The sequence below is a fragment of the Halomonas sp. MCCC 1A13316 genome (assembly GCF_014931605.1).
Classification (GTDB): domain Bacteria; phylum Pseudomonadota; class Gammaproteobacteria; order Pseudomonadales; family Halomonadaceae; genus Halomonas.
In genome coordinates, this window is sequence record NZ_CP053382.1 from 3,086,640 (window position 1) to 3,111,623 (window position 24,984).

23 protein-coding genes are annotated in these 24,984 nt (G+C 62.5%); 7 read left to right on the forward strand and 16 right to left on the reverse strand.

Annotated elements, in window-relative coordinates; genetic code table 11:
• Window positions 1-55: 55 nt before the first annotated feature.
• Window positions 56-1,435: an aminodeoxychorismate synthase component I gene (gene pabB, locus HNO52_RS14305; RefSeq protein ID WP_197565931.1), complete on the forward strand. Its 1,380-nt coding sequence runs from the start codon at window positions 56-58 to the stop codon at window positions 1,433-1,435.
• A 116-nt stretch (window positions 1,436-1,551) separates the two neighbouring features.
• Window positions 1,552-2,169 (forward strand): phosphoadenosine phosphosulfate reductase domain-containing protein, encoded by a 618-nt coding sequence (locus HNO52_RS14310; protein ID WP_197565932.1) that lies wholly within the window; start codon window positions 1,552-1,554, stop codon window positions 2,167-2,169.
• Window positions 2,170-2,270: 101 nt separating this feature from the next.
• Here the strand turns inward: HNO52_RS14310 and cysB are convergent, their stop codons facing one another.
• The 3 genes from cysB to fdhF all read right to left on the reverse strand — a co-directional run bounded on the left by cysB (window position 2,271) and on the right by fdhF (window position 6,929).
• Window positions 2,271-3,242: an HTH-type transcriptional regulator CysB gene (gene cysB, locus HNO52_RS14315; protein ID WP_197565933.1), complete on the reverse strand. Its 972-nt coding sequence runs from the start codon at window positions 3,240-3,242 to the stop codon at window positions 2,271-2,273.
• Between the two features lie 235 nt (window positions 3,243-3,477).
• Entirely contained in the window at window positions 3,478-3,963 is a 486-nt protein-coding gene (locus HNO52_RS14320) for a helical membrane plugin domain-containing protein (protein ID WP_197565934.1), read from the reverse strand.
• Complete coding sequence (fdhF, locus tag HNO52_RS14325; protein ID WP_197565935.1) at window positions 3,963-6,929, reverse strand: formate dehydrogenase subunit alpha; 2,967 nt, start codon at window positions 6,927-6,929, stop codon at window positions 3,963-3,965. Before fdhF ends, HNO52_RS14320 begins: the two co-directional genes overlap by 1 nt.
• 323 nt (window positions 6,930-7,252) lie before the next feature.
• On the opposite strand from fdhF, the gene trxA reads away from it, so the two are divergent.
• Complete coding sequence (trxA, locus tag HNO52_RS14330; protein ID WP_167120343.1) at window positions 7,253-7,576, forward strand: thioredoxin; 324 nt, start codon at window positions 7,253-7,255, stop codon at window positions 7,574-7,576.
• 59 nt (window positions 7,577-7,635) lie between these two features.
• Here the strand turns inward: trxA and HNO52_RS14335 are convergent, their stop codons facing one another.
• Window positions 7,636-8,751, reverse strand: a complete 1,116-nt coding sequence (locus HNO52_RS14335; protein ID WP_197565936.1) for an AI-2E family transporter — start codon at window positions 8,749-8,751, stop codon at window positions 7,636-7,638.
• A 166-nt stretch (window positions 8,752-8,917) separates the two neighbouring features.
• Between HNO52_RS14335 and HNO52_RS14340 the strand changes: the two genes are divergently transcribed.
• Window positions 8,918-9,688, forward strand: a complete 771-nt coding sequence (locus tag HNO52_RS14340) for an SIMPL domain-containing protein (protein ID WP_197565937.1) — start codon at window positions 8,918-8,920, stop codon at window positions 9,686-9,688.
• Here HNO52_RS14340 and serS read toward each other — a convergent pair.
• Window positions 9,666-10,955: a serine--tRNA ligase gene (gene serS / locus HNO52_RS14345; RefSeq protein WP_197565938.1), complete on the reverse strand. Its 1,290-nt coding sequence runs from the start codon at window positions 10,953-10,955 to the stop codon at window positions 9,666-9,668. The genes HNO52_RS14340 and serS overlap by 23 nt on opposite strands.
• A 192-nt stretch (window positions 10,956-11,147) precedes the next feature.
• Between serS and HNO52_RS14350 the strand changes: the two genes are divergently transcribed.
• Window positions 11,148-14,420, forward strand: coding sequence for an FAD-binding and (Fe-S)-binding domain-containing protein (locus HNO52_RS14350; RefSeq protein WP_197565939.1), 3,273 nt, complete (start codon window positions 11,148-11,150; stop codon window positions 14,418-14,420).
• A gap of 78 nt (window positions 14,421-14,498) precedes the next feature.
• Here the strand turns inward: HNO52_RS14350 and trpC are convergent, their stop codons facing one another.
• From trpC to HNO52_RS14365, 3 genes are read right to left on the reverse strand one after another with little or no spacing between them, the layout of a single operon-like run.
• The gene (trpC, locus tag HNO52_RS14355) at window positions 14,499-15,305 is read right to left on the reverse strand and encodes an indole-3-glycerol phosphate synthase TrpC (RefSeq protein WP_197565940.1); all 807 of its coding nucleotides are present in this window, start codon (window positions 15,303-15,305) and stop codon (window positions 14,499-14,501) included.
• Window positions 15,306-15,347: 42 nt separating this feature from the next.
• Entirely contained in the window at window positions 15,348-16,367 is a 1,020-nt protein-coding gene (gene trpD / locus HNO52_RS14360; RefSeq protein ID WP_197565941.1) for an anthranilate phosphoribosyltransferase, read from the reverse strand.
• A gap of 26 nt (window positions 16,368-16,393) precedes the next feature.
• The gene (locus tag HNO52_RS14365) at window positions 16,394-16,978 is read right to left on the reverse strand and encodes an anthranilate synthase component II (RefSeq protein WP_197565942.1); all 585 of its coding nucleotides are present in this window, start codon (window positions 16,976-16,978) and stop codon (window positions 16,394-16,396) included.
• Window positions 16,979-17,327: 349 nt separating this feature from the next.
• Here HNO52_RS14365 and HNO52_RS14370 point away from each other — a divergent pair, with 349 nt between their 5' ends.
• Entirely contained in the window at window positions 17,328-18,290 is a 963-nt protein-coding gene (locus tag HNO52_RS14370; RefSeq protein WP_197565943.1) for a metal ABC transporter solute-binding protein, Zn/Mn family, read from the forward strand.
• Window positions 18,291-18,375: 85 nt separating this feature from the next.
• Here HNO52_RS14370 and trpE read toward each other — a convergent pair whose 3' ends face one another.
• The 5 genes from trpE to HNO52_RS14395 all read right to left on the reverse strand — a co-directional run bounded on the left by trpE (window position 18,376) and on the right by HNO52_RS14395 (window position 22,250).
• On the reverse strand, window positions 18,376-19,860 hold the full coding sequence (trpE, locus tag HNO52_RS14375) for an anthranilate synthase component I (RefSeq protein WP_197569241.1): 1,485 nt from the start codon (window positions 19,858-19,860) through the stop codon (window positions 18,376-18,378).
• Window positions 19,861-20,107: 247 nt separating this feature from the next.
• Entirely contained in the window at window positions 20,108-20,773 is a 666-nt protein-coding gene (locus HNO52_RS14380; protein ID WP_197565944.1) for a phosphoglycolate phosphatase, read from the reverse strand.
• A complete protein-coding gene (locus HNO52_RS14385) occupies window positions 20,758-21,051 on the reverse strand; it encodes a GIY-YIG nuclease family protein (RefSeq protein WP_232090310.1) in 294 nt (97 codons plus the stop codon). The genes HNO52_RS14380 and HNO52_RS14385 overlap by 16 nt, the downstream gene beginning before the upstream one ends.
• Window positions 21,052-21,060: 9 nt before the next feature.
• On the reverse strand, window positions 21,061-21,759 hold the full coding sequence (gene rpe / locus HNO52_RS14390; protein ID WP_197565945.1) for a ribulose-phosphate 3-epimerase: 699 nt from the start codon (window positions 21,757-21,759) through the stop codon (window positions 21,061-21,063).
• Between the two features lie 32 nt (window positions 21,760-21,791).
• A complete protein-coding gene (locus tag HNO52_RS14395) occupies window positions 21,792-22,250 on the reverse strand; it encodes a GNAT family N-acetyltransferase (protein WP_197565946.1) in 459 nt (152 codons plus the stop codon).
• A 169-nt stretch (window positions 22,251-22,419) separates the two neighbouring features.
• On the opposite strand from HNO52_RS14395, the gene HNO52_RS14400 reads away from it, so the two are divergent.
• Window positions 22,420-23,010: a YajG family lipoprotein gene (locus HNO52_RS14400; RefSeq protein WP_197565947.1), complete on the forward strand. Its 591-nt coding sequence runs from the start codon at window positions 22,420-22,422 to the stop codon at window positions 23,008-23,010.
• Window positions 23,011-23,084: 74 nt separating this feature from the next.
• On the opposite strand, the gene HNO52_RS14405 is transcribed toward HNO52_RS14400, so the two are convergent.
• The 3 genes from HNO52_RS14405 to HNO52_RS14415 all read right to left on the reverse strand — a co-directional run bounded on the left by HNO52_RS14405 (window position 23,085) and on the right by HNO52_RS14415 (window position 24,862).
• A complete protein-coding gene (locus HNO52_RS14405) occupies window positions 23,085-23,726 on the reverse strand; it encodes a class I SAM-dependent methyltransferase (RefSeq protein ID WP_197565948.1) in 642 nt (213 codons plus the stop codon).
• A 13-nt stretch (window positions 23,727-23,739) separates the two neighbouring features.
• Complete coding sequence (locus HNO52_RS14410) at window positions 23,740-24,366, reverse strand: TIGR04211 family SH3 domain-containing protein (protein ID WP_197565949.1); 627 nt, start codon at window positions 24,364-24,366, stop codon at window positions 23,740-23,742.
• Between the two features lie 166 nt (window positions 24,367-24,532).
• On the reverse strand, window positions 24,533-24,862 hold the full coding sequence (locus tag HNO52_RS14415) for a DUF1820 family protein (protein WP_167119851.1): 330 nt from the start codon (window positions 24,860-24,862) through the stop codon (window positions 24,533-24,535).
• Window positions 24,863-24,984 lie beyond the last annotated feature (122 nt).

Below are 24,984 nucleotides of genomic sequence, written 5' to 3' on the forward strand. Positions count from 1 at the left end.
CGACAAAACGCATCCTGCCCCCTAGAATGAGGGCCTGTTCTGGAAGGCCCCATTGATGACTGAAAGACTTCAAATCAGCTCGCTCCCCTATCGGGATGATCCGCTCGACTATTTTTCGTCCTTGCGCCATCGCCCGGGGGCTGTCCTGCTCGATAGTGGCAAGCCTGCCGCACCGGGCGGTCGCTACGACATCATCAGCAGCGACCCTGTGTCGGTGCTGACGGTAGACGGGCAAGGCATCGTCCGGGTAGACAGCCAAGTACGCGTCAGCCGCAACCCGTTCGCGATTCAGCAGGCTCTGTTGGACGGGCTGTCACTCGAAGTTCCGGATAGCGATCTGCCCTTCCTGGGTGGCCTGATTGGTTATTGGGGCTATGATCTCGGCCGATCTCTCGAACCGATAGGAGAGTCGTCGAGCGAGGTCGTCTCCCTGCCCGCCAGCCGTATCGGACTGTACGACTGGGCGCTGATTCAGGATCATCAGCAACGAGAAAGCTGGCTGGTGGCAACTTCCGTCAGACGCAACCAGGTGCTGGATCGGCTACGACAGCCCACACCTCCAGCCGCCGAGTTTCAGCTTCAGTCCCCTTTCAAAGGTGAGCTGGATCGCGACGGCTACGCCGAGCGATTCGCTGCTGTCCAGAACTATATCCGTGCCGGCGACTGCTACCAGATCAACCTGGCGCAGCGTTTCAGTGCTCGATACCGCGGCGATCTGTGGTCGGCCTACCTGCATTTGCGCCAGGCCACACCGACACCGTTCGCCGGCTACCAGGCCTGGCACACGAGCCAGGGGGAACAGGCCATCCTGTCGCTTTCGCCCGAACGTTTTCTGCACTGCAGGGCCGATGGGCATGTCGAGGCCCGACCGATCAAGGGCACCCGACCGCGCGGCAGCACTACCGAAGAAGACGCTCGCCTGGCAAGTGAGCTGACTGCCAGCCTCAAGGACCGTGCCGAAAACGTGATGATCGTGGACCTGCTGCGCAACGATCTGGGCCGCGTATGTCGTCCAGGCAGCGTTCGGGTGCCGCAGCTGTGCGGGCTGGAGAGTTATGCCAACGTCCATCATCTGGTCAGCATCGTGTGCGGCGACCTGGCAGCAGGACGTCGTCCTCTCGACCTGCTGTCCGCCGCGTTCCCCGGCGGCTCGATTACCGGTGCTCCCAAGGTCCGGGCCATGCAGATCATCGACGAACTGGAGCCCAGCCGACGCAGCGTCTACTGCGGCAGCCTGGGCTACGTCGACTTGCGTGGCAATATGGATACTTCTATCGCTATTCGTACCGCCGTTGCCGATGCCGGACGGATTCATCTCTGGGGCGGAGGAGGATTGGTGGCCGATTCCAACGTCGACGCGGAATACACCGAGACCCTGGACAAGATTCGTCATCTCATGGAGGCCCTGTCAAACACAAAGCACGACATGGAATAAGAAAAGGCAAAATCCATCATTTTTGGAATATACATCCAATGAAACGGTATTGGGGGCGAATCTGTTGCCTTTGATAGGGTATGACCAAATCGCCGTCAACGACCCTTGGAGCCCCCATGGCAGAACTCGACGCTATCAATCAGGAACTTGGCAGTAGTCCGGACGCATTGATCCGCTGGGCCCTGGAGCAGGGCCAGCGCCCTATCGTCACCACCAACTTTCGTCCCTTCGAGGCCGTCATACTGCATATGGTGACGCGTCAGCGACCGGACATTCCGGTGGTCTGGATGGATCACGGTTACAACACCGATGCGACGTATCGGTATGCCGATGAGCTGGTCAAGCGCCTCGACCTCAACCTGGTGATCTATTTGCCGCAGCGCACACGGGCTCATCGTGAAGCCGTGGAAGGGCCAATGCCGAGCATCGACGACCCACGTCATGAAGCCTTTACTCGTGAAGTGAAGCTCGAGCCGTTCGAACGTGCGCTGCGCGAGATCGCACCTGACGTCTGGTTCACGGCGCTGCGTGCCGAAGATACCCCCGAGCGTGCCCGCATGGCCCATGCCAGCAAGAACGCCAGTGGTCTACTCAAGATCTCGCCTCTGCTGCACTGGAGTGCCCGTGACATGTACCAGTACTTGCAGCGGCACGACCTGCCCAACGAATTCGATTACTTTGACCCCACCAAGGTGGAGGAGAAGAGAGAGTGCGGCCTGCACCTGCAGCACTGACCTTTCCCAGAGATCCCTCGAGGCGGACCGAGCAAAGCTTGGCCCGCCTTTTTTAGGCTGTGTGAAAAGTCGGCCGGCATAGGTCGGCCATCAGGCAGGGCCTAGCGCACCGGCAAGGCGATGTGCTCGAAAAGATCGGCCTCGTGCCGCGGTCCTGCGGCAAGAGCTGCATCAACAAGATCGCGCTCGAGATGACCGGCGAAGCCTTTGACGAAGTCGTACATGTAACCGCGCATGAAGGTGCCGCGGCGAATACCGATCTTGGTCACGGAGCTTTCGAACAGGTGACCTGCCTCAAGGGCAACCAGGTCGTCGTCGAGTTCGGGGTCGTAGGCCATGTGAGCCACGATACCAACCCCCAGGCCCAGCCTGACGTAGGTCTTGATCACGTCGGCATCGGCGGCGGTGAGCACTACATTGGGCGTGAGCCCACCGGCGCGGAAGGCATCATCGAGCTGGGAGCGCCCGGTAAAGCCGAAAACGTAGGTAACGATCGGTTGCTCGGCCAGGCGACTGAGGGTCAGCTCGCCTCCATCGGCCAAGGGGTGCCCACGCGGCACCAGCACGCAGCGATTCCAGCGATAACAGGGCAACAAGATCAGGTCGGTAAACAGCTCCAGCGACTCGGTGCAGATAGCGAAATCGGCCATGCCATCGCTGACCATCTGGGCGATCTGCTTGGGCGTGCCCTGCTGCATGTGCAGGGCGACATCGGGATACTTACGGGTGAATTCGCCGATCACCGGCGGCAGGGCATAGCGGGCCTGGGTATGTGTCGTGGCAATGGAGAGGCTGCCTCGGCGTTCATCGCTATGTTCCTGGGCCACCTGCTTGATATTCTCGGCCAGCCGCAGCACCTTTCCGGCCAGCTCGACGATGGCCTCTCCAGCGGGGGTGACGCGGGTCAGATGCTTGCCGCTGCGGGCGAAGATCTCCACGCCCAGCTCATCCTCGAGCAGGCGAATCTGCTTGGAGATTCCGGGCTGCGAAGTGAACAGGCTCTGGGCCGTTGCCGACACATTGAGATTGTGGCGAGTCACTTCCCAGACATAGCGCAGCTGCTGTAGTTTCATAATCGACTCGACCCCCTGGTGCCCGGTGACATATGCATCCGTGATTAGTCGTATTCACGGTCTAATCACCAAATAGCATAACGCTAAACGGCCAGGTCGGCTATGAGAGCGCAATAATCGGCGGATGAGGGGGCTGAGCATAAACGGCGAGACCACAAGCAGCCAAGTTGCTCATACAGGCTGCTAGGAACGAAGGCGCTCGGGAGTGCTTATGCACGGCTACGCTCCCGGAATGTCACGGCCCGCTTGTCGTCTTGCCGAAGTAGTCGCTGGCCGGCTTGTCGACGGGTTTGTCCAGGCGCTCGGCGAACGCTTTGAGGCCTTCGACCAACGGTGATACTGCCCGCCATAGCTCGTCATCGTTGAGCATGCGATAGGCGCCGCTGACGCCTGGTGCATCGCTGCCTTCTTCGCCAGGCTGATGCTGGCCGATCCGGTCTATTGCCTCCTTGACGGCAAAGGCCACCCGGTAGAAACGCTCCGGCGGGATGTCCGACAGCATCATGCCGAGCACCGCCAGGTTCTGGATGGCGTTGAGGGTGGACTCCTTGCCCAGACCATCCACGACGACACTGGCAACTGCAGTATTGGCTCCCACCATGTCCTTTGCCAGGCGCAGTACGCCGTGCTCGTGAAGCATCTGCAGCAATTGTTCCAACTCCTCACGGGCATCAGGACCAATCCTGGGCGGCGTTACGTCATGTGAAATTCGTTCGGCCATTACATCTTCCTCGGGTTGGACTGCTGAGCGGGCGGCGGCGAGTAGTCTCCTCGCGCCCACTTCACCGCGACTTCGACACCCGGTGTCGGAGTGCGACAGCCATAGCGATAATTGCTTGCGGGCAGAGGTGGATCGCCGCGTTCGTCCAGGACTTCCAACTTGACGGCGGTTTCCTTGTAGGCCGGCGTCTGTACGTCCGGATCGTTGTGCTCGCCGGTCAACAGGTTGACCCCCGGCTTGCCGAAGTGGATGGGCATGAATAGCGTCCTGCCTCGCACACGGTCGGTAATCACCGCAGGAAGCTCCAAGCTGTCGCGTCGCGAGCTCACCCGCACCCAGGTGCCCTCCTCGATGCCTCGCTCCGCAGCGAGTTCCGGGCTGACCTCGACGAAACCATTCGGAACCTGCTCCCAGATACCTGCGGTACGCCCCGTCTGATTGGCCCCCTGGAACTGCTCGAGCATGCGACCGTTGTCGAGCATCAGGTCGTACTCGCCGTCGACACTCTCCTCCGGCTCTTGCCATTCCAATGGATGCAGATTGGCCTTGCCATCCTCGTTGGGAAAACCGTCGGTATACAGCAGCGGCGAATCGGTGCCATCAGTTGCCACCGGCCACTGCTGTGACTTCCAGTTCTCCAGCCGCTCATAGGTGACTCCGGCAAACATCGGTGCAATGCGTGCACACTCGTCCATGATCTGAGAGGGATGGGTATAACCCCAGTCGTACCCCATGCGCGCCGCCAAGTCGGTCAGGATTTGCCAATCCGGCCGGCTGTCGCCCAACGGCTCGAGCACCTTGTAGGCGCGCTGGATGCGCCGTTCTGTATTCACGTAGGTGCCCTCCTGCTCGACGCTGGGACAGGCGGGCAACACGACGTCGGCGAACTCGGCGGTACGGCTGAGGAAAACGTCCTGCACCACCATGAAGTCGAGACTTTCGAAGGCCGTGTGCACATTATGGGTATTGGCATCGGAGTAGGCCGTCTCCTCACCGACGACGTACATGGCCTTGATCGCGCCTTGCTCGGCCGACTGCACCATCAGGAAATTGCCTTCGCCAACCTTGTCCGAGAGCTGTTCGGGATCGACGCCCCAACCCTTGGCCCAGCGCTTGCGCGCATCCGGGTCTGATACTTTTTCGTAGCCGGGATACATGTTACGCAGGCAGCCGAAGTCGCTGGCGCCCTGGACGTTGTTGTGGCCGCGCATAGGGTACCCACCGCTACCCGGTTTGCCGTAATTGCCGGTGACCAGCAACAGGTTGGATAGCGCGGTACTGGTATCGGAGCCGTGGCTGTGCTGGGTGATGCCCATGGCCCAGAGAAGACAGACGCTGTTGGCCCGACCGATCGTCTCCGCCGCCTCGATCAGATCGTCACGATCGATGCCGGTCATCGACACGGCGTACTCCAGTGTGAACGGAGTCAGTGACTGGCGGTATTCATCGACGTGGTTTACCCAGCGCTCAAGAAACGCCATGTCGGCGAGATCGTTATCGAACATGTAGCGCGACAGCGCCGAGGCCCAGACCAGGTCGGTGCTGGCGTTAGGGCGCAAGAAAAGATCGGCGCGTTCGGCCATCTCGTGCTTGCGCGGGTCGACCACGATCAGCTTCTGTCCACGGAGCTTCTGTGCCGCCTTGATCCTGGACGCAATGACGGGGTGGTTCTCGGCGGTATTGCTGCCAACGATGACTACTACCTCGGCCTGCTCGATATCCTCGATCGAGCCGGCATCGCCGCCGTACCCGACGGTGCGAAAAAGTCCCTTGGTCGCCGGGTTCTGGCAATAACGCGACGAGTTGTCGACGCTGTTGGTACCGATGACCAGGCGGGCGATCTTCTGCACCAGATAGGCCTGCTCGTTGCTTCCCTTGCTCGAGCCGATGAAGCCCAGGCTGTCGGGGCCGTGTCGATCACGCACCTCGAGCAAGCGTCGCGCCACCAGATCGAGCGCTTCGTCCCAACTGGCTTCGCGAAAGCGACCGTTGTCGCGGATCAGCGGCATGGTCAGGCGTTTCTCGCTGTTGACGAAATCCCAGGCGAACTTGCCCTTTATGCACGTGGATATCCCGTTGGCCGGCGCCTCAGGCACCGGCTGCACCTTGAGAATGTGACGATCGCGCGTCCACATCTCGAACGAGCAGCCCACGCCACAGTATGTACAAACCGTCTTGGTACGCTTGATCTCGGGCTGACGCAGGTTCCTGTCGATTTCCGAGAGACCTGATACGGGCTTCGCACCCACTGTGGTCTCGAGCTTTTTGACGATCTCGATCATCGGCCGCTTGAGCGACCAGGGCATGGCGGTAAATGGCCCCGCCATCCCCTCCATGCTGTTCTCCATCAGTGCGTTGCATGGGCATACCGTGACGCAGTGACCACAGTGCACGCAGCTGGAGTCATTGATCTCCTTGCCGCCATCCCACAGCACGCGCGGGTTGTCGCTGGTGAAATCGATGGAGAGCGTCTCGTTGACCTCGACGTTCTGGCACGCCTCGACGCAGCGACCACAAAGGATGCACTGGTCGGGGTCGTAAGTGTAGAAAGGGCTGGATGTGTCCTTAGCGTGGGGCTTGCGCTGGAACTCGTAGCGCTGGATAGGGATCTGCATATCCACCATAGCGTTGTGGAGCGTGCAGTCGCCGTTGTTGTTCTCGCAAACCGTGCAGTAGAGCTCATGCTTGGCCAGCAGGCGATCCATGCCCTCTTCGCGGGCCGCCCTGGCATGCTTGCTGAAGGTATTGATCTCCAACCCTTCACTGCTTTTCAGTGTACAGCCGCGTTTGAGCTCCCCATCAACCTCGACCCAGCAGGCATCGCAAGTTTCGAGAGCACCCAGCGAAGGGTGGTAGCAGACATGTGGCAGGTCGATACCGTGGTGCTTGAGAAAATCGATCAATGGCTCGCCTGGCGGACCGCACAGCATCTTACCGTCCAGCACGATCGTACACTGCTTTGTCATGACCCGACTCTCCCTGTCGAGGCTCGACGACAGGACACTTCTGCCTGGCACTCCGTTCTTCGCGTTACGTCAGTGATGGGCTCGCAATCTTTTCTGCCCTAGCACGCCCTCACTGCCAGGCATTTGCCCGTAGCCGAGCCACTGTATAACTCCCTTACCGTGCCAGAAACAGTAGTCAAGATCTCGAGGCTTGTCGAAATCCCGGTGTCAGGCATACCTGCCATTTGCCAGACACCCTACCGACGGCTAACATCTGCCGACTGGATATGCCTAGCATGTCACCCTGATCCGCTCGATGTAGCGCAACGTAACTGGAGATTCACATGGCCAATAATGTCGATGTCACCAATGCCAACTTCGAGCAGGAAGTCCTGAAGGCAGAACAACCTGTACTGCTGAAGTTCTGGGCCCCTTGGTGCGGTCCCTGCAAGGTCATGGCCCCGGTGATCGACGAGGTAGCGGAAGAGCGTTCCGACAACCTCAAGGTGGTCAGCATCAACGTCGACGACGCCCCGGAGATCGCTGCCGAGCAGGGTGTACGTGGCGTTCCCACCGTCATGCTGTTCAAGTCGGGCTCCAAGGTCGCTTCGCTGGTAGGTGCACAGTCCAAGTCGCAACTGGTGCAATTCATCGACCAGAACGCCTGATACTCCAGGCAAGGCCTCAACGTTTGCAAACGCCCCGGCTCCTGCCGGGGCGTTTGCGTTTAGGTGCTCGTTTCATCATCGATTGGAGACGGCCACCGTTCACGCTTCGCTACTGCACTATCGGCAAGCGGCCGCTTGCCCGGCCCCAACAGGTAGGCCATCCAGCGCGTCTGAGGATGGCTGTCCAGGGCGATCTTGAGTGTCATGGTCAGCACCACCGAAAGCAGCATGCCGACTACGCCCAGCAGCCAGCCCCAAACCACCAGTGAAAGAAAAGCAACGAAGGCGGACAGTCCCAGCGCACGTCCCATCAGGCGTGGCTCGACCAGGTTGCCGAGTACGAAGTTGATGGCAAGGTAAGCCATCGCCAAGCCGAAGGCCGGCAACAAGCCACCGCCTTGAGCCACCAGCAGCAACAGCACCGGCGGCACGGCCGCAATGGCCGAACCGATATTAGGAATGTAATTGAGCGCAAAGGCCAGCACGCCCCACAGCAGAGGAAAATCTACCCCGGCCACCATGCAGGCCAGCCACGCCATGACACCCGTAGCCAAGCTAACGAAGGTCTTGACCGCGAGATAGCGCTTGAGAGTCTGACTGAACTCGTGGAAACGCTGCAGGCTGGCTGCCGGATCGTCGAGCGCGTGGGCCACCTTGCGCCGGAAGTTGAGTGTTTCGAACAGCATGAAGATGACCAGCAGTGCGACCACCACGCTCTGCATCAGCAAGTTGCCAAGCCCCTCAAGCAAGGCCGAGAACCAGTCTTCCTCGTTTTCGACTTCGACCAGGCCGGCCAGCGTGTCGGGATTGATCGCCAGCCCCATGGAGGCCATGCTGTCGAGCAGGTTGAGATACTGGTCGTAGAGCCGCCCCTCAATGCCAGGCAGCGCTTCGATGAAGGTACCGAAGGCATTGACTGCCAGCAGCCCCACCAAGGAGAGCCCCCCCCCGATCACCAGCAGGGTCACCACCACCGCCAGGCGTTGCCCCAATCCCAGGCGGTGGAGCCAGTTCACCGGGGAGGTGCAGATCACGGCGATGAACAAACCCAGCAGTATCGGGATGATCAGGTCGGCACCGGCCCGTATGCCGGCAATAATCACTACCAACGCCGCCAGGGCCAGCGTCAAGGTGAGCGGGCGTCCGTATCGCACGTTGTCGTCGCGGTAAATCATGCCATCTATCCCTGCCTGGCGTGTCCTGCTTATCATGACCCTTACCGGGCGGGCACACAAACTTGGCCGTTCGGGCGACAGGGGGCTGCCATGCCAGTTGGCCTGCCTGCCCCGCCCTGCGCGATTCTGCGCGACTACGCATGTTTGCCGCAAGGAGGCCTGCTTGATGCCCACGATACGTTTTCGTTGCCTGCTGCTGGGCGGTCTGCTGACCGCCATCCCGCTAATGGGAGCCGCTGCACAGACCGACGAACCCCGCGCAAGGCTGGACGTACAAGCCGAAGCTCAACTCGATGTGGTGCCGGACCGCGCCACGCTCAGCGCACGTCTGTGGGAGCGCACCCCTGCCGTGGCACGCCACGAGGACGATACGGATGCCGATGCCTTGCGCAAGGCTCGCGATCGCCTGGAGGAGCGGGCCGCCGCCCTGATCCGAACACTGGAAGAGGCCGGCGTCGAACGCGACGACATCAGTGCAGGCTCACTGAGCGTTCAGCCGGAATACCTGCCCGCCCCGCGGCGCAGCGACAACGAACACGACAGTGACATGCTGATGCGTACGCGGCTGGATCGACCCTTCCAGGTTCGTGTCGACGACCTCGAACGACTGCCACGCCTGCTCGACGCCCTGACCGCCGCCGGCGTCAACGCCTTGGATGGGATCAGCTACGACCTGGCCGACCGCGATGCCGCCACTGACGAAGCGCTGGTTAAGGCACTCGAGAAGGCGCGGCACAAGGCCGAGCTCATGGCACGCACCATGGGCGTTTCGCTCGGCGCCGTGGCCAATATCAGTGAGACGAATTCACCCATCTACGCGCCGCGGATGATGGCAATGAGCGCCGATGCCCGAGAAAGCGGCTCACAGGTCGAATACCGCCCCGGAACCATCGTCATCGAGGCGGGCGTCAGCGTCAGCTGGGAGATCGAGAATTGATGGTGGCGATTCCGCCCAGATAAGGCCGCAGCACCTCGGGCACGGTCATGGAGCCATCGGCATTCTGATGGTTCTCCATCACCGCGATGAGACAGCGCCCCACCGCCAGGCCCGAGCCGTTGAGGGTATGCAGCAGTTGCGGCTTCTTCTGCTCGGGATGACGGAAGCGCGCCTGCATGCGCCGCGCCTGAAAATCTTCGCAGTTGGACACCGAGGAGATCTCGCGGTAGGTGGACTGGCTCGGCAGCCACACTTCCAGGTCGTAGGTCTTCGCCGCGCCGAAACCCATGTCGCCGGTACACAACGTCACCACCCGATACGGCAGTTCCAGCGCCTGCAGGATCGCCTCGGCATGGCCACGCATCTCTTCCAGCGCGGCATAGCTCGTCTCCGGCTCGACCAACTGCACCATTTCGACCTTGTCGAACTGGTGCTGACGGATCATGCCGCGGGTATCGCGACCGTGGGAACCCGCCTCGCTGCGAAAGCACGGCGTATGCGCGGTGAGCTTGAGCGGCAGCGCCTTGTAGTCGAGGATCTCGTCGCGAGCGAAGTTGGTCAACGGCACCTCAGCGGTGGGGATGAGGTGAAAGCTGCGCTCGTCATCCAGCCGGAACAGGTCCTCGCCGAACTTCGGCAGTTGGCCGGTGCCGTACAGCGAGGCTTCGTTGACCATGTAGGGGACGTAGCACTCCTCGTAGCCATGCTCGAGGGTCTGCTTATCGAGCATGAACTGCGTTAACGCCCGGTGCAGACGCGCGATTTCGCCACGCATCACGGCGAATCGCGAGCCGGTCAGCTTGGCCGCCAGCTCGAAGTCGAGCTCCCCCTTGAGCGCGCCCAGGTCGACATGGTCGCGCACCTCGAAGGCATATTCGCGCGGGTTGCCCCAGCGATGCAGCTCGACGTTGTCCTCTTCGCTTTCACCTTCCGGCACGCTGTCGTGAGGCAAGTTGGGAATGCCGCTGATCAAGGCATCCCACTCGGCCTGAGCCTCGGCCAGCTGCGTCTTGGCAGTGTCGAGCCGATCGCCGAGATCGCTCACCTCGTCGAGCAACGGCTGGATATCCTGGCCGGCTGCCTTGGCTTTGCCGATCGCCTTGGAGCGAGTATTTCGCTCGTTCTGCAGGGTCTCGGTCTCGGTCTGCAACTCTCGCCGCCGGGACTCCAACGCCTCGAGCCGCTCGGTATCGAGGACGAAGCCCCGCTTGGCCAGTCGTTGGGCGACCGCATCGAGGTCGCTGCGCAGCAGTTTAGGATCGAGCATGGCATCCAGCCCCTGAAAGAAAGCGAAACGGTGAAAGAGGGTAAAACGGCGAAACATTGTAGGCAAAAGGCCGCCAAGGTGCCATGCCGCAACGCCCGTCGGGATGCGCGCCACCGCCCTCTCGCGGTAAAGTAGCGTCACTTTCCTGCCTGTCCGGCGCGCCGGGCGGCACTACACGACCGAATCGATATCATGATCGCACGCTTGGACACCACCGAATCGAGTGCCACCGCCGCGCTCGGCGCCCATTACCTGCGCTTTCTGGAGGCGCTGAAAGCCACCGGTTTCGAGGGCGAGATCGCCCCGGATTACGCCAGTCGCACGGTGCTGGCCACCGATAACTCGATCTATCAGCGCCTGCCCCAGGCCGCGCTGTTTCCGCGCCACGCCACCGATCTGGAGCGTATCGCGCGCCTGGCCGGGGACGCGACACACCGTCAGGTGGTCCTCACGCCCCGCGGGGGTGGGACCGGCACCAACGGCCAGTCGCTCACCGACGGCCTGGTGGTGGATGTGTCGCGGCATATGAACCGGATCCTCGACATCGACGTCGAGAATCGCCGCGTGCGGGTACAGGCCGGGGTAGTAAAGGACCAGCTCAACGCCGCCCTGAAGCCCCATGGACTGTTCTTCGCCCCTGAGCTCTCGACCTCCAACCGCGCCACCATCGGCGGCATGATCTCTACCGACGCCAGCGGCCAGGGCAGCTGCGAATACGGCAAGACTCGCGACCACGTGCTGGAACTCGACAGTGTGCTGCTCGGCGGCGAGCGCCTGGTCAGTCACCCGGTCGACGACGCCGAGCTGGAGACGCTGTGCCACCACAGCGGCGTGATCGGCAGCGCCTATCGCACCGCGCGCAAGATCATCGACACCCAGGGCGAGCTGATCACGGCCAAGTTCCCACCGCTCAACCGCTGCTTGACCGGCTATGACCTGGCGCATTTGAGAGATGCGCAAGGCCGACTCGACATCAACAGCCTGCTGTGCGGCTCCGAGGGGTCGTTGGCTCTGCTCAACGAAGCCGTGCTCAACGTTCTGCCGATTCCCAAGTACTCGACCCTGGTCAACGTGCGCTATGCCGGCTTCATGCATGCCCTGCGCGACGCCAAGGCGCTGATGGGCACTTCACGGGACCAGCCACACGCGCCGCGCCCCACCTCCATCGAGACAGTAGACGACAAGGTGCTGCTGCTGGCCATGGAGGATTTCATCTGGGACAGCGTGGCCGAGTTCTTCCCCAGCGAGGCGACTGCCGGGGGCAATGCCGCCACGGCCGAACGCCAGACGCTGGCCATACGTGGCATCAACCTCATCGAATTCAACGACGACGACCCTGAGCGTCTCGAGGAGCGCGTAGCCACCTTTTGCCGCCATCTGGAGACCGACGACAGCGTGCCGCGGCTCGGCTATACCCTGGCCGAGGGCCGCGCCCAGATTCAGCAGGTCTATGCCATGCGCAAGCGCGCCGTGGGCCTGCTGGGCAATGCGAGAGTCGATGCCAAGGGCGAGAAGCGCCCGATCCCCTTCGTCGAGGATACCGCGGTACCGCCGGAGCACCTGGCCGACTTCATCGCCGATTTCCGCGCCGCGCTGGACGCCCGTGGACTCAGCTACGGCATGTTCGGCCATGTAGATGCCGGCGTGCTGCACGTGCGCCCCGCCGTCGACATGAAGGACCCCGAGCAGGAGCGGCTGATCCGCGAGGTCTCGGATGAAGTCGTCGAGCTGACCCACCGGCATGGCGGCCTGCTGTGGGGCGAACACGGCAAGGGAGTGCGCTCCGAGTACGCCCCCAGGTTCTTCGGCGAGCTCTACCCCAGCCTGCAGCGCGTCAAGGCGGCCTTTGACCCCTATAACCAGCTCAACCCCGGCAAGATCGCGACGCCGCTGTTTATCCCGCCCGAACCCGCGGGCAAGGCGCTTGATACCCCACCCGAGGCCGCAGGAGAGGCGCTAGATATCTCGCCCGAAGCGGTTAGGGAACAGGCGGTCAAACTGGTCGATCCGGGCCTGCTGACCATCGATGGCGTACCCACCCGCGGCCAGTTCGACCGCCAGATCGACGAGCGCGCATGGCAGGCCCACGCCGCCACGGTGTACTGCAACGGCAACGGGGCCTGCTACAACTACGATCCCGACGATGCCATGTGCCCCTCGTGGAAAGCGACCCGCGATCGCGTCCACTCGCCCAAGGGCCGGGCCAGCCTGACGCGCGAATGGCTGCGCCTTCAGGGCAACGCCGGCATCGACTTGGTGGAAGAGGCGCGCCAGCAACGCCACGAGGGCGCCTGGGGCTTTGTGAAGCGCCTGCCGGCGCGGGTGCGCAACACCTTGAAGCGTCGCGACGAGGCCGATTTCTCCCACGAGGTGTACAAGGCCATGGCCGGGTGCCTGGCGTGCAAGTCCTGCGCCGGCCAGTGCCCGGTGAAGGTCAACGTGCCGGATTCACGCTCGCAGTTCCTCGAGGCCTACCACGGCCGCTACCTGCGCCCATTGCGCGACTACCTGGTCGGTGGCATGGAGTTCTTCGTACCCTACCTCGCCTATGCCGCACCGCTTTATAACGCTGCACTGGGTCAGCGCTGGGTGGATCGGCTGATGTCGGGTCCTATCGGCCTGGTCGACAGCCCGAACCTCTCCCGTGCGCGGCTGGCCAAGCAGATGCATGCCTGGGGTGTGGCCGAGGCGACACCAGTCTCGCTGGGTCTGCTCAGCGAGGCGCAGAAGGCCAGAAGCGTAGTCATCGTGCAGGATGCCTTTACCAGCCACTTCGAGGCCGAACGGGTGATGGATATCGTCGAACTGCTGTCACGCCTCGACGTGAAGGTATTCGTCGCACCCTACTCGGCGAATGGCAAGCCGCTGCACATACAGGGCTTCCTCGGAGCCTTCGAGCGTACCGCGGAGAAACAGGCGCGCCGCCTGCGTGCCCTGGCCGAGTTCGGCGTGCCACTGGTAGGCATCGACCCGGCCATGACCCTGACCTACCGTCAAGAATACGTAAAGGCGCTGGGGCCCGATGCCGTACCCGAGGTGCTGCTGCTGCAGGAGTGGCTGGTGGCCCTGGGCCAACGCCTGGTACCACCAGCCCTGGCCCATGTTCTCGGCGGGCTGGGTGATCCCGGCTTTCGGCTGCTCTCGCACTGCACCGAGAAGAGCAATGCTCCCGGCAGCCCCAAGGCCTGGCAGCAAGTCTTTGCCGCCTTCGGCTTCGAGCTGGAACACGTCGCCACGGGCTGTTGCGGCATGTCCGGCACCTACGGTCACGAGGCGCGCAACGTCGGGACCTCCAAGACCATCTATGCGCAGTCATGGCAGCCGCTGGTCGAGAACGAGGCCAACCACGGCCGGTTAGTGGCCACCGGTTACTCCTGTCGCAGCCAGGCCAAGCGGCTTTCCGGCCAGGATCTTCCGCACCCGCTGCAGGGGCTGTTGTCCCACCTGCGTCAGTTGAGTTGGTGATCTGCTCACCGTAGGTGCTTATGCTTCAAAAAAACGCCGCAGGCAACGTGGCTGCCTGCGGCGTGAACGACCAATCGATCAGTAGAACAGACGCCGCAGCGCCTCGCCCGGCTGCTCCTCGCGCATGAAGACCTCACCGACAAGGAAGCCATGTATGTCATGCTCACGCATGCGCAACACGTCGCTGCGGGTATGAATGCCGGACTCGGTTACCACGGTTACCCCGGCGGGAATGCGTGGCAGCAGCTCCAGCGTAGTTTCAAGGCGAGTCTCGAAGGTATGCAGGTTACGGTTGTTGATACCCACTAGGCCGATACCCAACTTGAGTGCACGTTCGAGCTCCAGCGCATCATGCACCTCGACCAGTACATCCATTCCCAGCGCCAGCGCCTGCTGATGGAGATCGGCCATGCGCGCATCGTCCAGTGCGGCAACGATCAACAGGATACAGTCGGCGCCAATGGCGCGCGCCTCACTGACCTGATAGCCATGGACGAGGAAATCCTTGCGAATGACGGGAAGCTCGCAGGCTTCGCGTGCGGCGATCAGAAAATCCTCACGGCCCTGGAAGAAGTCGGCATCGGTCAACACCGACAGGCAGGCGGCACCGCCATCGGCATAGCTGACGGCAATCTCGGCGGGACGAAAATCCTCGCGGATCACGCCTCGGGAGGGCGAAGCCTTCTTGATCTCGGCGATCACGGCCGGGTCGCCCTCCGCGATGCGCCGATCCAGAGCGGCGACGAAGCCACGCGGTGCAGATTGCTGCTCGGCCAACTTCAGCAGATCACTCTCCGGCACGGCGCGGCTGCGCTCGGCGACTTCCTCGTCCTTCCGGGCCAGGATCCGGGTAAGAATGGTGGGGGCGTCCTGAGTGGGGCTCATGGTGTTAGATCTCGATACGGGCGGCAGTGCCGCGAATGGGCGTCAGGAAACCAGTACGCGGGTGAAATCGGCCAGTTCCTTCATCTTTTCCAGCGGCAGCTTGGAAGCCTGGGCATCCTGGGCCATCAGAACACCCTCCTTCAGCGTATCGGCGATGCCGGAGCAGTAGAGTGCCGCTCCGGCGTTGAGCGAGACGATGTCTGCCGCCGGCCCGTCGCCGACCAATGCCTCTCGCACCAGGCGCAGGCTATCCTCGGCGCTGACGACCTTCAGCGGCGCCAGCTCCTGGCGCTCGATGCCGAACTCTTCGGGCGTAATGGTGTAATGATGGATTTCGCCCTCCACGAGCTCGGCGACCCGAGTAGGAGCCGCCAAGGAAATCTCGTCCAGCCCGTCTTCGGCATGAACCACCATGACGTGGCGACTGCCCAAATTCTTCAACACCTCGGCCATCAGCGGCACCAGCTCGGCGGAATAGACCCCCAGCACCTGGTTCGGCGCGCCGGCGGGATTGGTCAACGGACCGAGAATATTGAACAGGGTGCGCACCCCCATCTCACGGCGTGGCCCGATGGCGTAACGCATGGCGGGATGGTGATTGGGCGCAAACATGAATCCGACCCCCACCTGCTCGATGCAGCGCGCCACCTGTTCCGGCTTGAGGTCCAGGTGGATACCCGCCATGTCAAACAGATCGGCACTGCCGGAAGAGGACGAGACGCTGCGATTGCCGTGCTTCGCCACGTGGGCGCCAGCCGCCGCAGCCACGAAGCTGGAAGCGGTCGAGACATTGAACAGATTAGCGCCGTCGCCACCGGTCCCGACGATGTCTACCACGTTGTCGGCCACCGCATGCACCCGCTTCATCAGTTCGCGCATTACCTGGGCCGCGGCCCCTATCTCCTCGGCGGTTTCCCCCTTCATGGCCAGTCCAACCAGCAGGCCGCCGATCTGGGCATCGCTGGCCTCGCCGGTCATGATCTGTTGCATCACCGAGTGGGTGGCGTCGAAACTCAGGCTCTCATGGCGCATCACCGCGGCGATGGCGTCTCGCATCTGCATGGGCAGGAACTCCTCTTTCGTGCGGGTCAGCGACGCTTCAGAAAATTGGCCAGCAGCTCGTGGCCCTGACGGGTCAGGATCGACTCCGGATGGAACTGCACACCCTCGATATCCAGTTCGCGATGGCGTAGCCCCATGATCAGGCCAGGGGTGACATCGTCATCATCGGTCCAGGCCGTGACCTCGAGACAGTCGGGCAGCGTCCCGGCTTCCACCACCAAGGAGTGATAGCGGGTGACCTCGAGCGGGTCCTCGAGCCCGGCGAACACGCCCTGACCATTATGGCGTATCCGCGAGGTCTTGCCGTGCATCACCTGGGGCGCGCGTACCACGTTGCCGCCATAGACTTGGCCAAGCGCCTGGTGCCCCAGGCAGATGCCGAGAATCGGCAGGTGGCCGGCGAAATACTCGATGGCAGCAAGGGAGATGCCAGACTCATTGGGCGTGCAGGGCCCCGGCGAAATCACTAGATGGCTAGGCGCCAGCGCCTCGATCTGCTCCAGCGTAATGGCATCGTTGCGATGGGTGACCACCTCGGCCCCCAGCTCACCCAGATACTGCACGACGTTGAAGGTGAAGCTGTCATAGTTGTCGATCATCAGCACGGACATGGCGATTAGGTCCTGTTAAAGCGAATCTTTTAACTGTGTTTCGTGTTTCTCGGCCAGCCGTGCAGGTCTGCTTCGGACACAAAAAAGCCGCCCCGACGGCGGCATTTTCTTCAGTCGTCAGCGTGCCGCCCCTCGCTCAGGGGCGCCACCACTGGATCGTATTTGGCTTGTAGGCGTTTGCGTTCATGACGCAATAGTGCCGTCGTGGCTGCCGGGCTGTCAACGCATGATGGCGGCTTATCGCGACACTGGGGAACGCGAGAGGGGTGCTTCTTCGCCATCGCTGGCAAGCGTACGTCCCAATCTCTATCATCGGAGCACGTGCGCAACCGCAAAAAGGAGATTGACGATGCGCTTTTCCCGCCGTGCCTGGATCTGGCTGGCTCTACCTTTCGCTGCCATGGCCGGCGGCGTTTCAGAAGCATCAGCCAATCCCAAGGTGGTCGCGAGTTTTTCGATCCTGGGCGATCTGGTCAAGCAGGTCGGCGGTAACGATATCGAGCTGGTCGTCTTGGCTCCCGAAGGCGCCGATGTGCACCAATGGGAGCTGACGCCGGATAGCTTCATCGCACTTGAGGATGCCGATCTCGTCTTCTACAACGGCTATCAACTCGAACAGTGGATGCGCCAGGTTCATGCCACGGTGGGCAACCGGGCGCCATTGGTAGCTCTCGCCGAGGCCTCGGAACACCCAACCCAGCCGATAGTCACCGGTGAGTACACCGGCGAACCCGATCCTCACCTATGGATGGATCCGCAAGCAGTCGCAGCCTACATGCAGGTGATAGCCGATCATCTGGCCGAGCTGCACCCTCAGGCCGCCGATAGTTTTCAGGCCCGGGCCAGCGCCGCCCAGGAGAAGCTCGCCGCACTGCATGAAGAAGTCAGTGAAATGCTGGCGGGAATCCCCGAGGAGCGGCGCATCCTGATCACCACGGAGGCGGCTTTCGTCTATTTCGCCGACGCCTATGGCTTTCGCCATGATGGCGTCTGGGGCAGCAACCTCGAGCCAGATGGCTCGCCCATGCAGGCCGAGCGTATCGTCGACCTGATCGAGGAGACCCGATCGACCGCCCTGTTCTGGGAGAGCACCCTGTCGGACCGTGACGTTCGCAGCATTGCCCCCGACACGGACATTTCGATTGTCGGCCCGCTCTATGTCGATTCGCTCAGCGAGCCAGATGGCGACGCCGCCAACTACGTGGACATGATGCGCCATAATGCCGAGCTGATCCGCCGCGCCCTTGTTGAAGAAGAGCAAGGCGCAGAAAAACAGCACGAAGCGCAGCAGGACACCGACGAGGTCGAATGAGCGCCAGCCATGCACCTGCCTGAACGCAAGCGGCCCTGCTTCCCGCTAACCGGGAAGCAAGGCCGCCGCTACCGCTCGAGAACGCCTAGAGGTTGTCCAACCCTCTCTCGGCCATGGCCACAGCGCGGAAGATGGCTCGCCCCTTGTTGAGCGTCTCCTGCCACTCGAGCTCGGGCACGGAATCGGCGACCACACCGGCCCCGGCCTGCACGTGCAGCGTACCGTCCTTGATCACCGCAGTTCGAATGGCAATGGCGGTATCCATGTTGCCGTGCCAAGACAGGTAGCCCACCGCGCCGGAGTAGACGCCGCGCTTGACCGGCTCCAGCTCGTCGATGATCTCCATCGCCCGTATCTTGGGCGCCCCCGACAGAGTGCCCGCCGGGAAGGTGGCGCGCAGCACGTCCATTGCGGAAAGACCCGGCTTCAGCCGCCCGGTGACATTCGAGACGATATGCATCACATGGGAGTAACGCTCCACGGCCATCTGATCGGTGACCTGCACCGAGCCCGTCTCGCAGATGCGTCCCACGTCATTGCGCCCCAGGTCGATCAGCATGAGGTGTTCGGCGATCTCCTTGGGGTCGGCCAGCAGATCGGCTTCGAGGGCGCGATCCTCCTCCTCGCTGTGGCCTCGCACCCGTGTGCCTGCGATCGGCCGTACCGTGACCTCGCCACTCTCGAGCCGCGTGAGAATCTCGGGTGACGAGCCCACCACGTGATGATCGCCCAGATTGAAGAAGAACATGTAGGGCGAGGGGTTGAGGCTGCGCAAAGCGCGATAGAGATCGAGCGGCGGCGCCTGGTAGGGAATCGACATGCGCTGCGAGGGCACGCACTGCATCACGTCGCCAGCCAGTACGTACTCCTTGATCCTGTCCACCGCCGCCTTGAAGCCGGCTTCGGTGAAACCCGAAGTGAAATGCCCCTCTTCCACCGCGCTGCGCCCGGTGCCGGGGCTCGCGGCTTTGACGACGGCCGTCCGCAGGCGCTGCTCAAGCCCCTCGAGGCGCGCCATCGCCGTGGTATAGGCCCCCTCGGTGACAGGGTCGACATGGGTCCACAGCGTCAGACGACCCGACAAGTTGTCGAACACCACCAGATCGTCGCAGACCATCAGCAGGATGTCGGGAACACCCAAAGGATCGGGCTTCTCGACGCCCCGCAGGCGCGGCTCGATATAGCGGATGGTGTCATAGCCGAAGTAGCCGACCAGACCGCCATCGAAGCGCGGCTGATCGTCGAGATTGGGTACTCTGAAGCGACCATGGAACTGCTCGATCCATTCGAGAGGATCTGCCACCTCTACCCGCTCGCATCGTTCACCATGTTGGAAATGACTGACGCTGAAGCCATGCACCTCGATACGCTCGTGGCTCGGCAAACCGATGATCGAGTAGCGCCCCCATTTCTCTCCCCCCTGCACCGACTCGAGCAGGAAGGTCCAGGGTTCGTCGGCCAGCTTGAGATAGGTCGACAATGGTGTATCGAGATCGGCCAGCACCTCGCGGGTGACCGGAATACGGTTATAGCCGGCCTCGGCCAGGGCACGGAAACGTTCGGACGTCATCATGACGATTTCCTCGAGGATAGGACAGTGTCGGATAGCGAATATCGAATCAGAGTGAAGCTCAAGTGAGCGTCACCATCGCCAGCCGGCAGGCTCGGCGACGAACGGCACCATCGAAGTGGCGGCCTGGCAAAGGCTGCCACGCATTGAGGAGGGGTCATGCAGCATCATGCTGTCCATCGAAGCGTGTCCCGCGGGAGGCAAACGGAAGGATTCCGAGGTTATTGATAGGGTTCGAAAATCGACCCTAAACGAGTTCCGCCAGTGAATCAACCAGCGCATCCGGCCGGCTATTACGGATCGGCTCGCCGTGGTTGTAGCCATAGGGCACCGCCAGGGTACGGAACCCGGCGGCCTGCCCGGCGGCTACGTCGTGGCGCGAATCGCCCACCATCAGGCAGGCCTCGGGCGGCTGGCCGAAATGCGCCGCTACGTGCAGCAGCGGAGCCGGGTCGGGCTTCTTCTGCGACAGGCTGTCACCGCCCAGGCAGAGCGAAAAGTGCTGGTCGATGCCGAACTGGGCAAGGATCGGCCGAATGAAGGCGAACGGCTTGTTGGTCACGAGGGTCAGCGTCAGCCCTCTGGCATAAAGCGCGTCCAGACATTCACGCACCCCGGAGTAGAGACGAGTACGCGAGCCGGGGTCACGCCCGTAGTGTTCGAGAAAGGCATCATGGGCACGGACCAGAAGCTCCTCACCGGGCGGTCCGCTCAAAGCATAGCTCAGCGCCCGCTCCATCAACTTGAGCGAGCCGTTGCCCACCCAGTCGCGCACCCGTACTTCGCCTGCTGCTGGTAGACCGAGTTCGCCCAGGCTGGCATCCACCGCCACCGCCAGATCGGGTACGGAATCGACCAGGGTGCCATCCAGGTCGAAGCTGACCAGGCGTATGTCGTTCAGGATAGGGTGCATGATGTTTCCTCGAGGCCCTGACGGCTCTGGTACCAACTCCGCTTGTGCGCGGCTGGAAGACGCTTGATCTCGGCCTCTAGCCGCAGCGCATCGCCGTGGCTGCCCACCGGCTCCTGATGCACCAGCGCGAGTGGCCCGCGCCCCCGCAGCGCCTTGGCGCCCCGCCCCGACTCATGCTGCGCCACGCGCCTGGCCACGTCGGTGGTGATACCGGTATAGAGCGCCCCTTGGGGCGTTTCAAGCATATACAGGTACCACAACGTCGACGGTTTGGTCATTGTGCCGGCCTACACCAAGGCCAACTGCTCGCGAAAGGCGCGCATCACGCTATCGTAGCGGTTCGGGTCGCTGTCGCTGCCGGCCTTGAATACTGCCGAACCGGCGACGAAGGTGTCGGCCCCGGCACGCGCGATCTCGGCGATGTTTTCGACCTTCACGCCGCCGTCGATCTCGAGGCGAATGGCACGCCCCGACGCATCGATGCGACGCCGTGCTTCGCGCAGCTTGTCGAGTGTAGCGGGGATGAAAGCCTGACCACCGAAGCCGGGGTTGACGCTCATCAACAGGATCATGTCGACCTTGTCCATGACGTAGTCGAGGTAGGAAAGAGGTGTGGCGGGGTTGAACACCAGCCCGGCCCTGCAGCCACCGTCCCGGATCAGCTGCAGCGAGCGGTCGACGTGTTCGGACGCCTCCGGATGGAAGGTGATATAGGTTGCCCCGGCATCGATGAAATCCCCGATCAACCGGTCTACCGGCTTGACCATCAAGTGGGCATCGATGGGAGCGGTGACACCGTGCTTGCGAAGCGCCTCGCAGACCATGGGGCCGATAGTCAGATTGGGAACGTAGTGATTGTCCATGACATCGAAATGGACGATATCGGCGCCGGACGCCAGCACGTTGTCCACTTCCTCGCCCAGGCGCGCAAAGTCGGCGGAGAGAATGGAGGGGGCAATCAGAAAGTCGCGGTTCGCGTCGCTCATCGAAAATCTCAGCCATCGCACGAAAAGAGGCGTCATGTTACCAGACTGTCCTTATGACGGGGCAGTCGGCGCGTCCAGCTCATCAGGATTTCATTCTCTCCGCTGAGGGGTTCGCGCCGCTCTTCGACGACGCGAAAGCCCAGCCGGCGATAGAAGGAGACGGCGCGCACGTTGCGCGAGTAGACGCACAGGGTAATGCGCTCCCGCTGCCCCATGGCATGCGCCATCAGGTGGGTGCCATGACCGAAGCTCTGCACCTCGGGGTCGATGAACAGCGCCTCCAGATGCTCGCCGTTGAGCGCAGCAAAACCGATAGGTCGACCGGCCGCCTCGAGAATGTAGGTTTCCGCCCCGGGCAGGTAGGTGCTTGCCATAGCGTCGGCACGCTCGTGCCAGAAGCTCGCGGGTATGAAATCGTGGGCAAGCAGAGAGGCACGCAACCAGATGTCGACGAGCTGCGGTATATCCTCGGCAATGGCGGGGCGTATCATCAGGCGTCTCCCTAGCGCGAGAGGCGTAAAGCTTTAAAAACACAGTGTAACCGGTTCATTCCGTCATGGCGCTACGCTGTTGCCATCAAGCGCCTGGCGATATACTGCACCTGTGCCGTTATCTCCGGGCCATGTCCTTGGCCTCGTACGACCACTTCCGGGAGGGAGAATGAACCGACGTCATGCCCTGGGTGCCGCAGCCGTCCTGCTGGCAATTGTTTTGCTGGCCGGCTGCGCCAGCCCTCATTACTTGCAGCTGAATCCTCAGCGCAGCGTTCCGGTACCGCAGGCCGGCAGCGGCCAGGCCGTAACGGTGGCCGCCGTGGACGAGCGAGAGGACGACGTAGTCGGTACCCGCAGCGGCAGCGCCATGTCGACCGCGGTGATCACCGTCAGCGCCCACGAACTGGTGCCGAACCTGCAGCGCGAAGCCGAGCGTGCCGTGCGCGACATGGGATTCTCACCGACCACCCAACCCGGTAGCGGGCAGCCCAGCCTGACGTTGACGCTTAAGCATCTTGGCTACGAACGTGGCGACAGCCAGCCGGTCATCGACGAAGCCCGCCTGGAAGCCGTACTCGAGGTCAAGGTGACCAACCAGGGCACCACCTATACCGGCACCTACACCTCGCGACGCACTCAGAGCTATGCCCTGCGCCCGAGCCGCGACGCCAACCGACGCATGCTCAATGACCTGATCGCCGCTGCTCTGGACCGCGCCTTCAGCGATCCGGAACTGGCCCGACTGCTGGCACGCTGAGCCGTACGGACAGGCAGGAGCACTAGACAAATAGCCACTGCGACTCGCTCGCGCAGGCATTTGTCCAGTGTTCCCTAGGTCACTGGGCCACGCCGAACCAATGCCCAGACGCTTTCGCGAAAGCCACTTTCCGCTTCGGGCTCGCCATCCTCCAAGTGCGTGACCTGGAAATTGGGTTCGAAGAGCTCGCGAACTTCCTCGGCCGGAACGTGAAAGGGTGGCCCGGCCGCTTCGTCCCCAGGCGCCCGCGACAGCGAGATCAACAGACCGCGTGAGCCGGGGAGAATCAACTGCGCGAGGTGGAAGGCGTAGCGTTGGCGTGTGGCGGGCGGCAGCGCGATCAGCGCCGCGCGATCGTAAAAGGCCCCGATCTCGGCTGCCTGATCGATATGAAAATGGAAGAAATCACCGCACCACAGCTCTACGCTGCCCTGCCGACAGATCGCGAACGGCCCTTGCTGGTAGCGCGAGACGTCACCCGTTCCCTCGGCGACGAATTGCTCGATGGCCTCCTCAGCAAACTCGATGCCAAGCACCGGGTGGTCATGCCGGGCCAGCCAATGCATATCGATGCTCTTGCCGCATAGCGGGACCAACACCTTGGTGCCGGGACGTACACCGAGCAGGGGCCAGTGGCGTAACAATGCCGGGTGAGTATCAGAGCGATGGAAACCGATACGCCCCTCGCGCCAGCGATCGAGCCATTCTCGTGCCATGTCACCCTCTCTCTTAGAACCAGCGGTCGCTCTTGCGCCGCCTGCGCGGCAGGTGTGGAACGATCAGCCCCACCAGCAGGCCGGCACCGGCCACGCCACCGCCATACATGAAGTAGCGCATCAGCAGGTCCTCCTCCTGGGTGTCCAGGCGCGCCTGCAATTGCCGAATGGTCTGACGCGAGCTGTCCGCCTCGCTGGCGAGCTGGTGGCTGCTTGCTTCGAGCTCGGCAATGCGTCGCTCACGTGTCTCGAGTGTCTCGGTCATGGCCGAGACACGCCCTTCCCAAGTCTCGTTGATACTGCCGAGCTCCGCCTCGAGCTGTGCGACTTGCTCCTCGAGCTGCGGCAACTGCTCACTCGCACTCGGCGCTTCTTGCAGTTCGCTGCTCAGTATCCAGACCCGGTCGCCTGTGTCACTCTCGACCCGGCTATAGTCGCCACTGGTCTCGAGCAGGGTGACCGGCTCACCTGCCGTCAGGGTACCCACGATGCGATAGCCGTCAGTGGGCCCACTGCGCACATAGGTCGTCAGCTCATCGGAAACCCAGTGGGTGGCATCACCCGACTGCTGGGCGTGTAGCGGCGAGGCCATGAGGCCCAGCGCCACGCCCGCAAGCAAAAACTCGAATCGATGCTTCATGCCGTCGTCCTGGCTTATGTCGTTCAGCGGCCTATCCACAGAAACTGTGGATAAGCCCCGGGAAAACCGCTGAAAAGGCTGCGTCATGGCGCCCCAGCACGGGCTCGGTCCAAGCTGATCGTTTCCTGAGCAGCCTGTCGCCACATCCCGTATGCGCCGAAACCCGTCAGGGTTCGCGCCTGGGGGGCGGCATCGGACCACGGGGAAATTCGGCCACGCGCCCTTCGCTCTTGACTGCCCTTGCCGGCCCCTCGCGCTCCACCTCGTCGATACGCACGATAGCGTTCAACGGCAGATAGCTGCGTTTGACACCGTCGAAGGTGTGTCGCAGACGGTCGGCCGAGGGGTCGACCACCAGCTTCGAGCCATCCTCGAAGACGAACTCCTCGACCTCGATGAAGCCCCAGAGGTCGCTCTGGAAGATCTCCCTTGCGTAGAGCTCCCAGATTTCACCCTGCTGATGAAATACCACCCGGTAGATCGGTTTGGCCGCCATATGGCCGTCTGTCCTCAACGTTCGGTTACGCTCCAAGCCCCGCGGCGGGGCCTGCCAAGGCGCAAGCGTACCACAGTCGCACGCCGCCGCGGTGCCCCCACTGGTTCCAGTGGACGTGCTTA

Coding starts and splice junctions, on each gene's coding strand:
- HNO52_RS14400 (WP_197565947.1), top strand. CDS start 22,420: ATGAACCGACGTCATGCCCTGGGTGCCGCAGCCGTCCTGCTGGCAATT.
- serS (WP_197565938.1), bottom strand. CDS start 10,955: ATGCTCGATCCTAAACTGCTGCGCAGCGACCTCGATGCGGTCGCCCAA.
- pabB (WP_197565931.1), top strand. CDS start 56: ATGACTGAAAGACTTCAAATCAGCTCGCTCCCCTATCGGGATGATCCG.
- HNO52_RS14350 (WP_197565939.1), top strand. CDS start 11,148: ATGATCGCACGCTTGGACACCACCGAATCGAGTGCCACCGCCGCGCTC.
- HNO52_RS14320 (WP_197565934.1), bottom strand. CDS start 3,963: ATGGCCGAACGAATTTCACATGACGTAACGCCGCCCAGGATTGGTCCT.
- trpC (WP_197565940.1), bottom strand. CDS start 15,305: ATGAGCCCCACTCAGGACGCCCCCACCATTCTTACCCGGATCCTGGCC.
- trpE (WP_197569241.1), bottom strand. CDS start 19,860: ATGACGTCCGAACGTTTCCGTGCCCTGGCCGAGGCCGGCTATAACCGT.
- trxA (WP_167120343.1), top strand. CDS start 7,253: ATGGCCAATAATGTCGATGTCACCAATGCCAACTTCGAGCAGGAAGTC.
- HNO52_RS14410 (WP_197565949.1), bottom strand. CDS start 24,366: ATGAAGCATCGATTCGAGTTTTTGCTTGCGGGCGTGGCGCTGGGCCTC.
- cysB (WP_197565933.1), bottom strand. CDS start 3,242: ATGAAACTACAGCAGCTGCGCTATGTCTGGGAAGTGACTCGCCACAAT.
- trpD (WP_197565941.1), bottom strand. CDS start 16,367: ATGCAGATGCGAGACGCCATCGCCGCGGTGATGCGCCATGAGAGCCTG.
- HNO52_RS14335 (WP_197565936.1), bottom strand. CDS start 8,751: ATGATTTACCGCGACGACAACGTGCGATACGGACGCCCGCTCACCTTG.
- HNO52_RS14385 (WP_232090310.1), bottom strand. CDS start 21,051: ATGACCAAACCGTCGACGTTGTGGTACCTGTATATGCTTGAAACGCCC.
- HNO52_RS14380 (WP_197565944.1), bottom strand. CDS start 20,773: ATGCACCCTATCCTGAACGACATACGCCTGGTCAGCTTCGACCTGGAT.
- HNO52_RS14395 (WP_197565946.1), bottom strand. CDS start 22,250: ATGATACGCCCCGCCATTGCCGAGGATATACCGCAGCTCGTCGACATC.
- HNO52_RS14370 (WP_197565943.1), top strand. CDS start 17,328: ATGCGCTTTTCCCGCCGTGCCTGGATCTGGCTGGCTCTACCTTTCGCT.
- HNO52_RS14415 (WP_167119851.1), bottom strand. CDS start 24,862: ATGGCGGCCAAACCGATCTACCGGGTGGTATTTCATCAGCAGGGTGAA.
- HNO52_RS14310 (WP_197565932.1), top strand. CDS start 1,552: ATGGCAGAACTCGACGCTATCAATCAGGAACTTGGCAGTAGTCCGGAC.
- HNO52_RS14405 (WP_197565948.1), bottom strand. CDS start 23,726: ATGGCACGAGAATGGCTCGATCGCTGGCGCGAGGGGCGTATCGGTTTC.
- fdhF (WP_197565935.1), bottom strand. CDS start 6,929: ATGACAAAGCAGTGTACGATCGTGCTGGACGGTAAGATGCTGTGCGGT.
- rpe (WP_197565945.1), bottom strand. CDS start 21,759: ATGAGCGACGCGAACCGCGACTTTCTGATTGCCCCCTCCATTCTCTCC.
- HNO52_RS14365 (WP_197565942.1), bottom strand. CDS start 16,978: ATGTCCGTGCTGATGATCGACAACTATGACAGCTTCACCTTCAACGTC.
- HNO52_RS14340 (WP_197565937.1), top strand. CDS start 8,918: ATGCCCACGATACGTTTTCGTTGCCTGCTGCTGGGCGGTCTGCTGACC.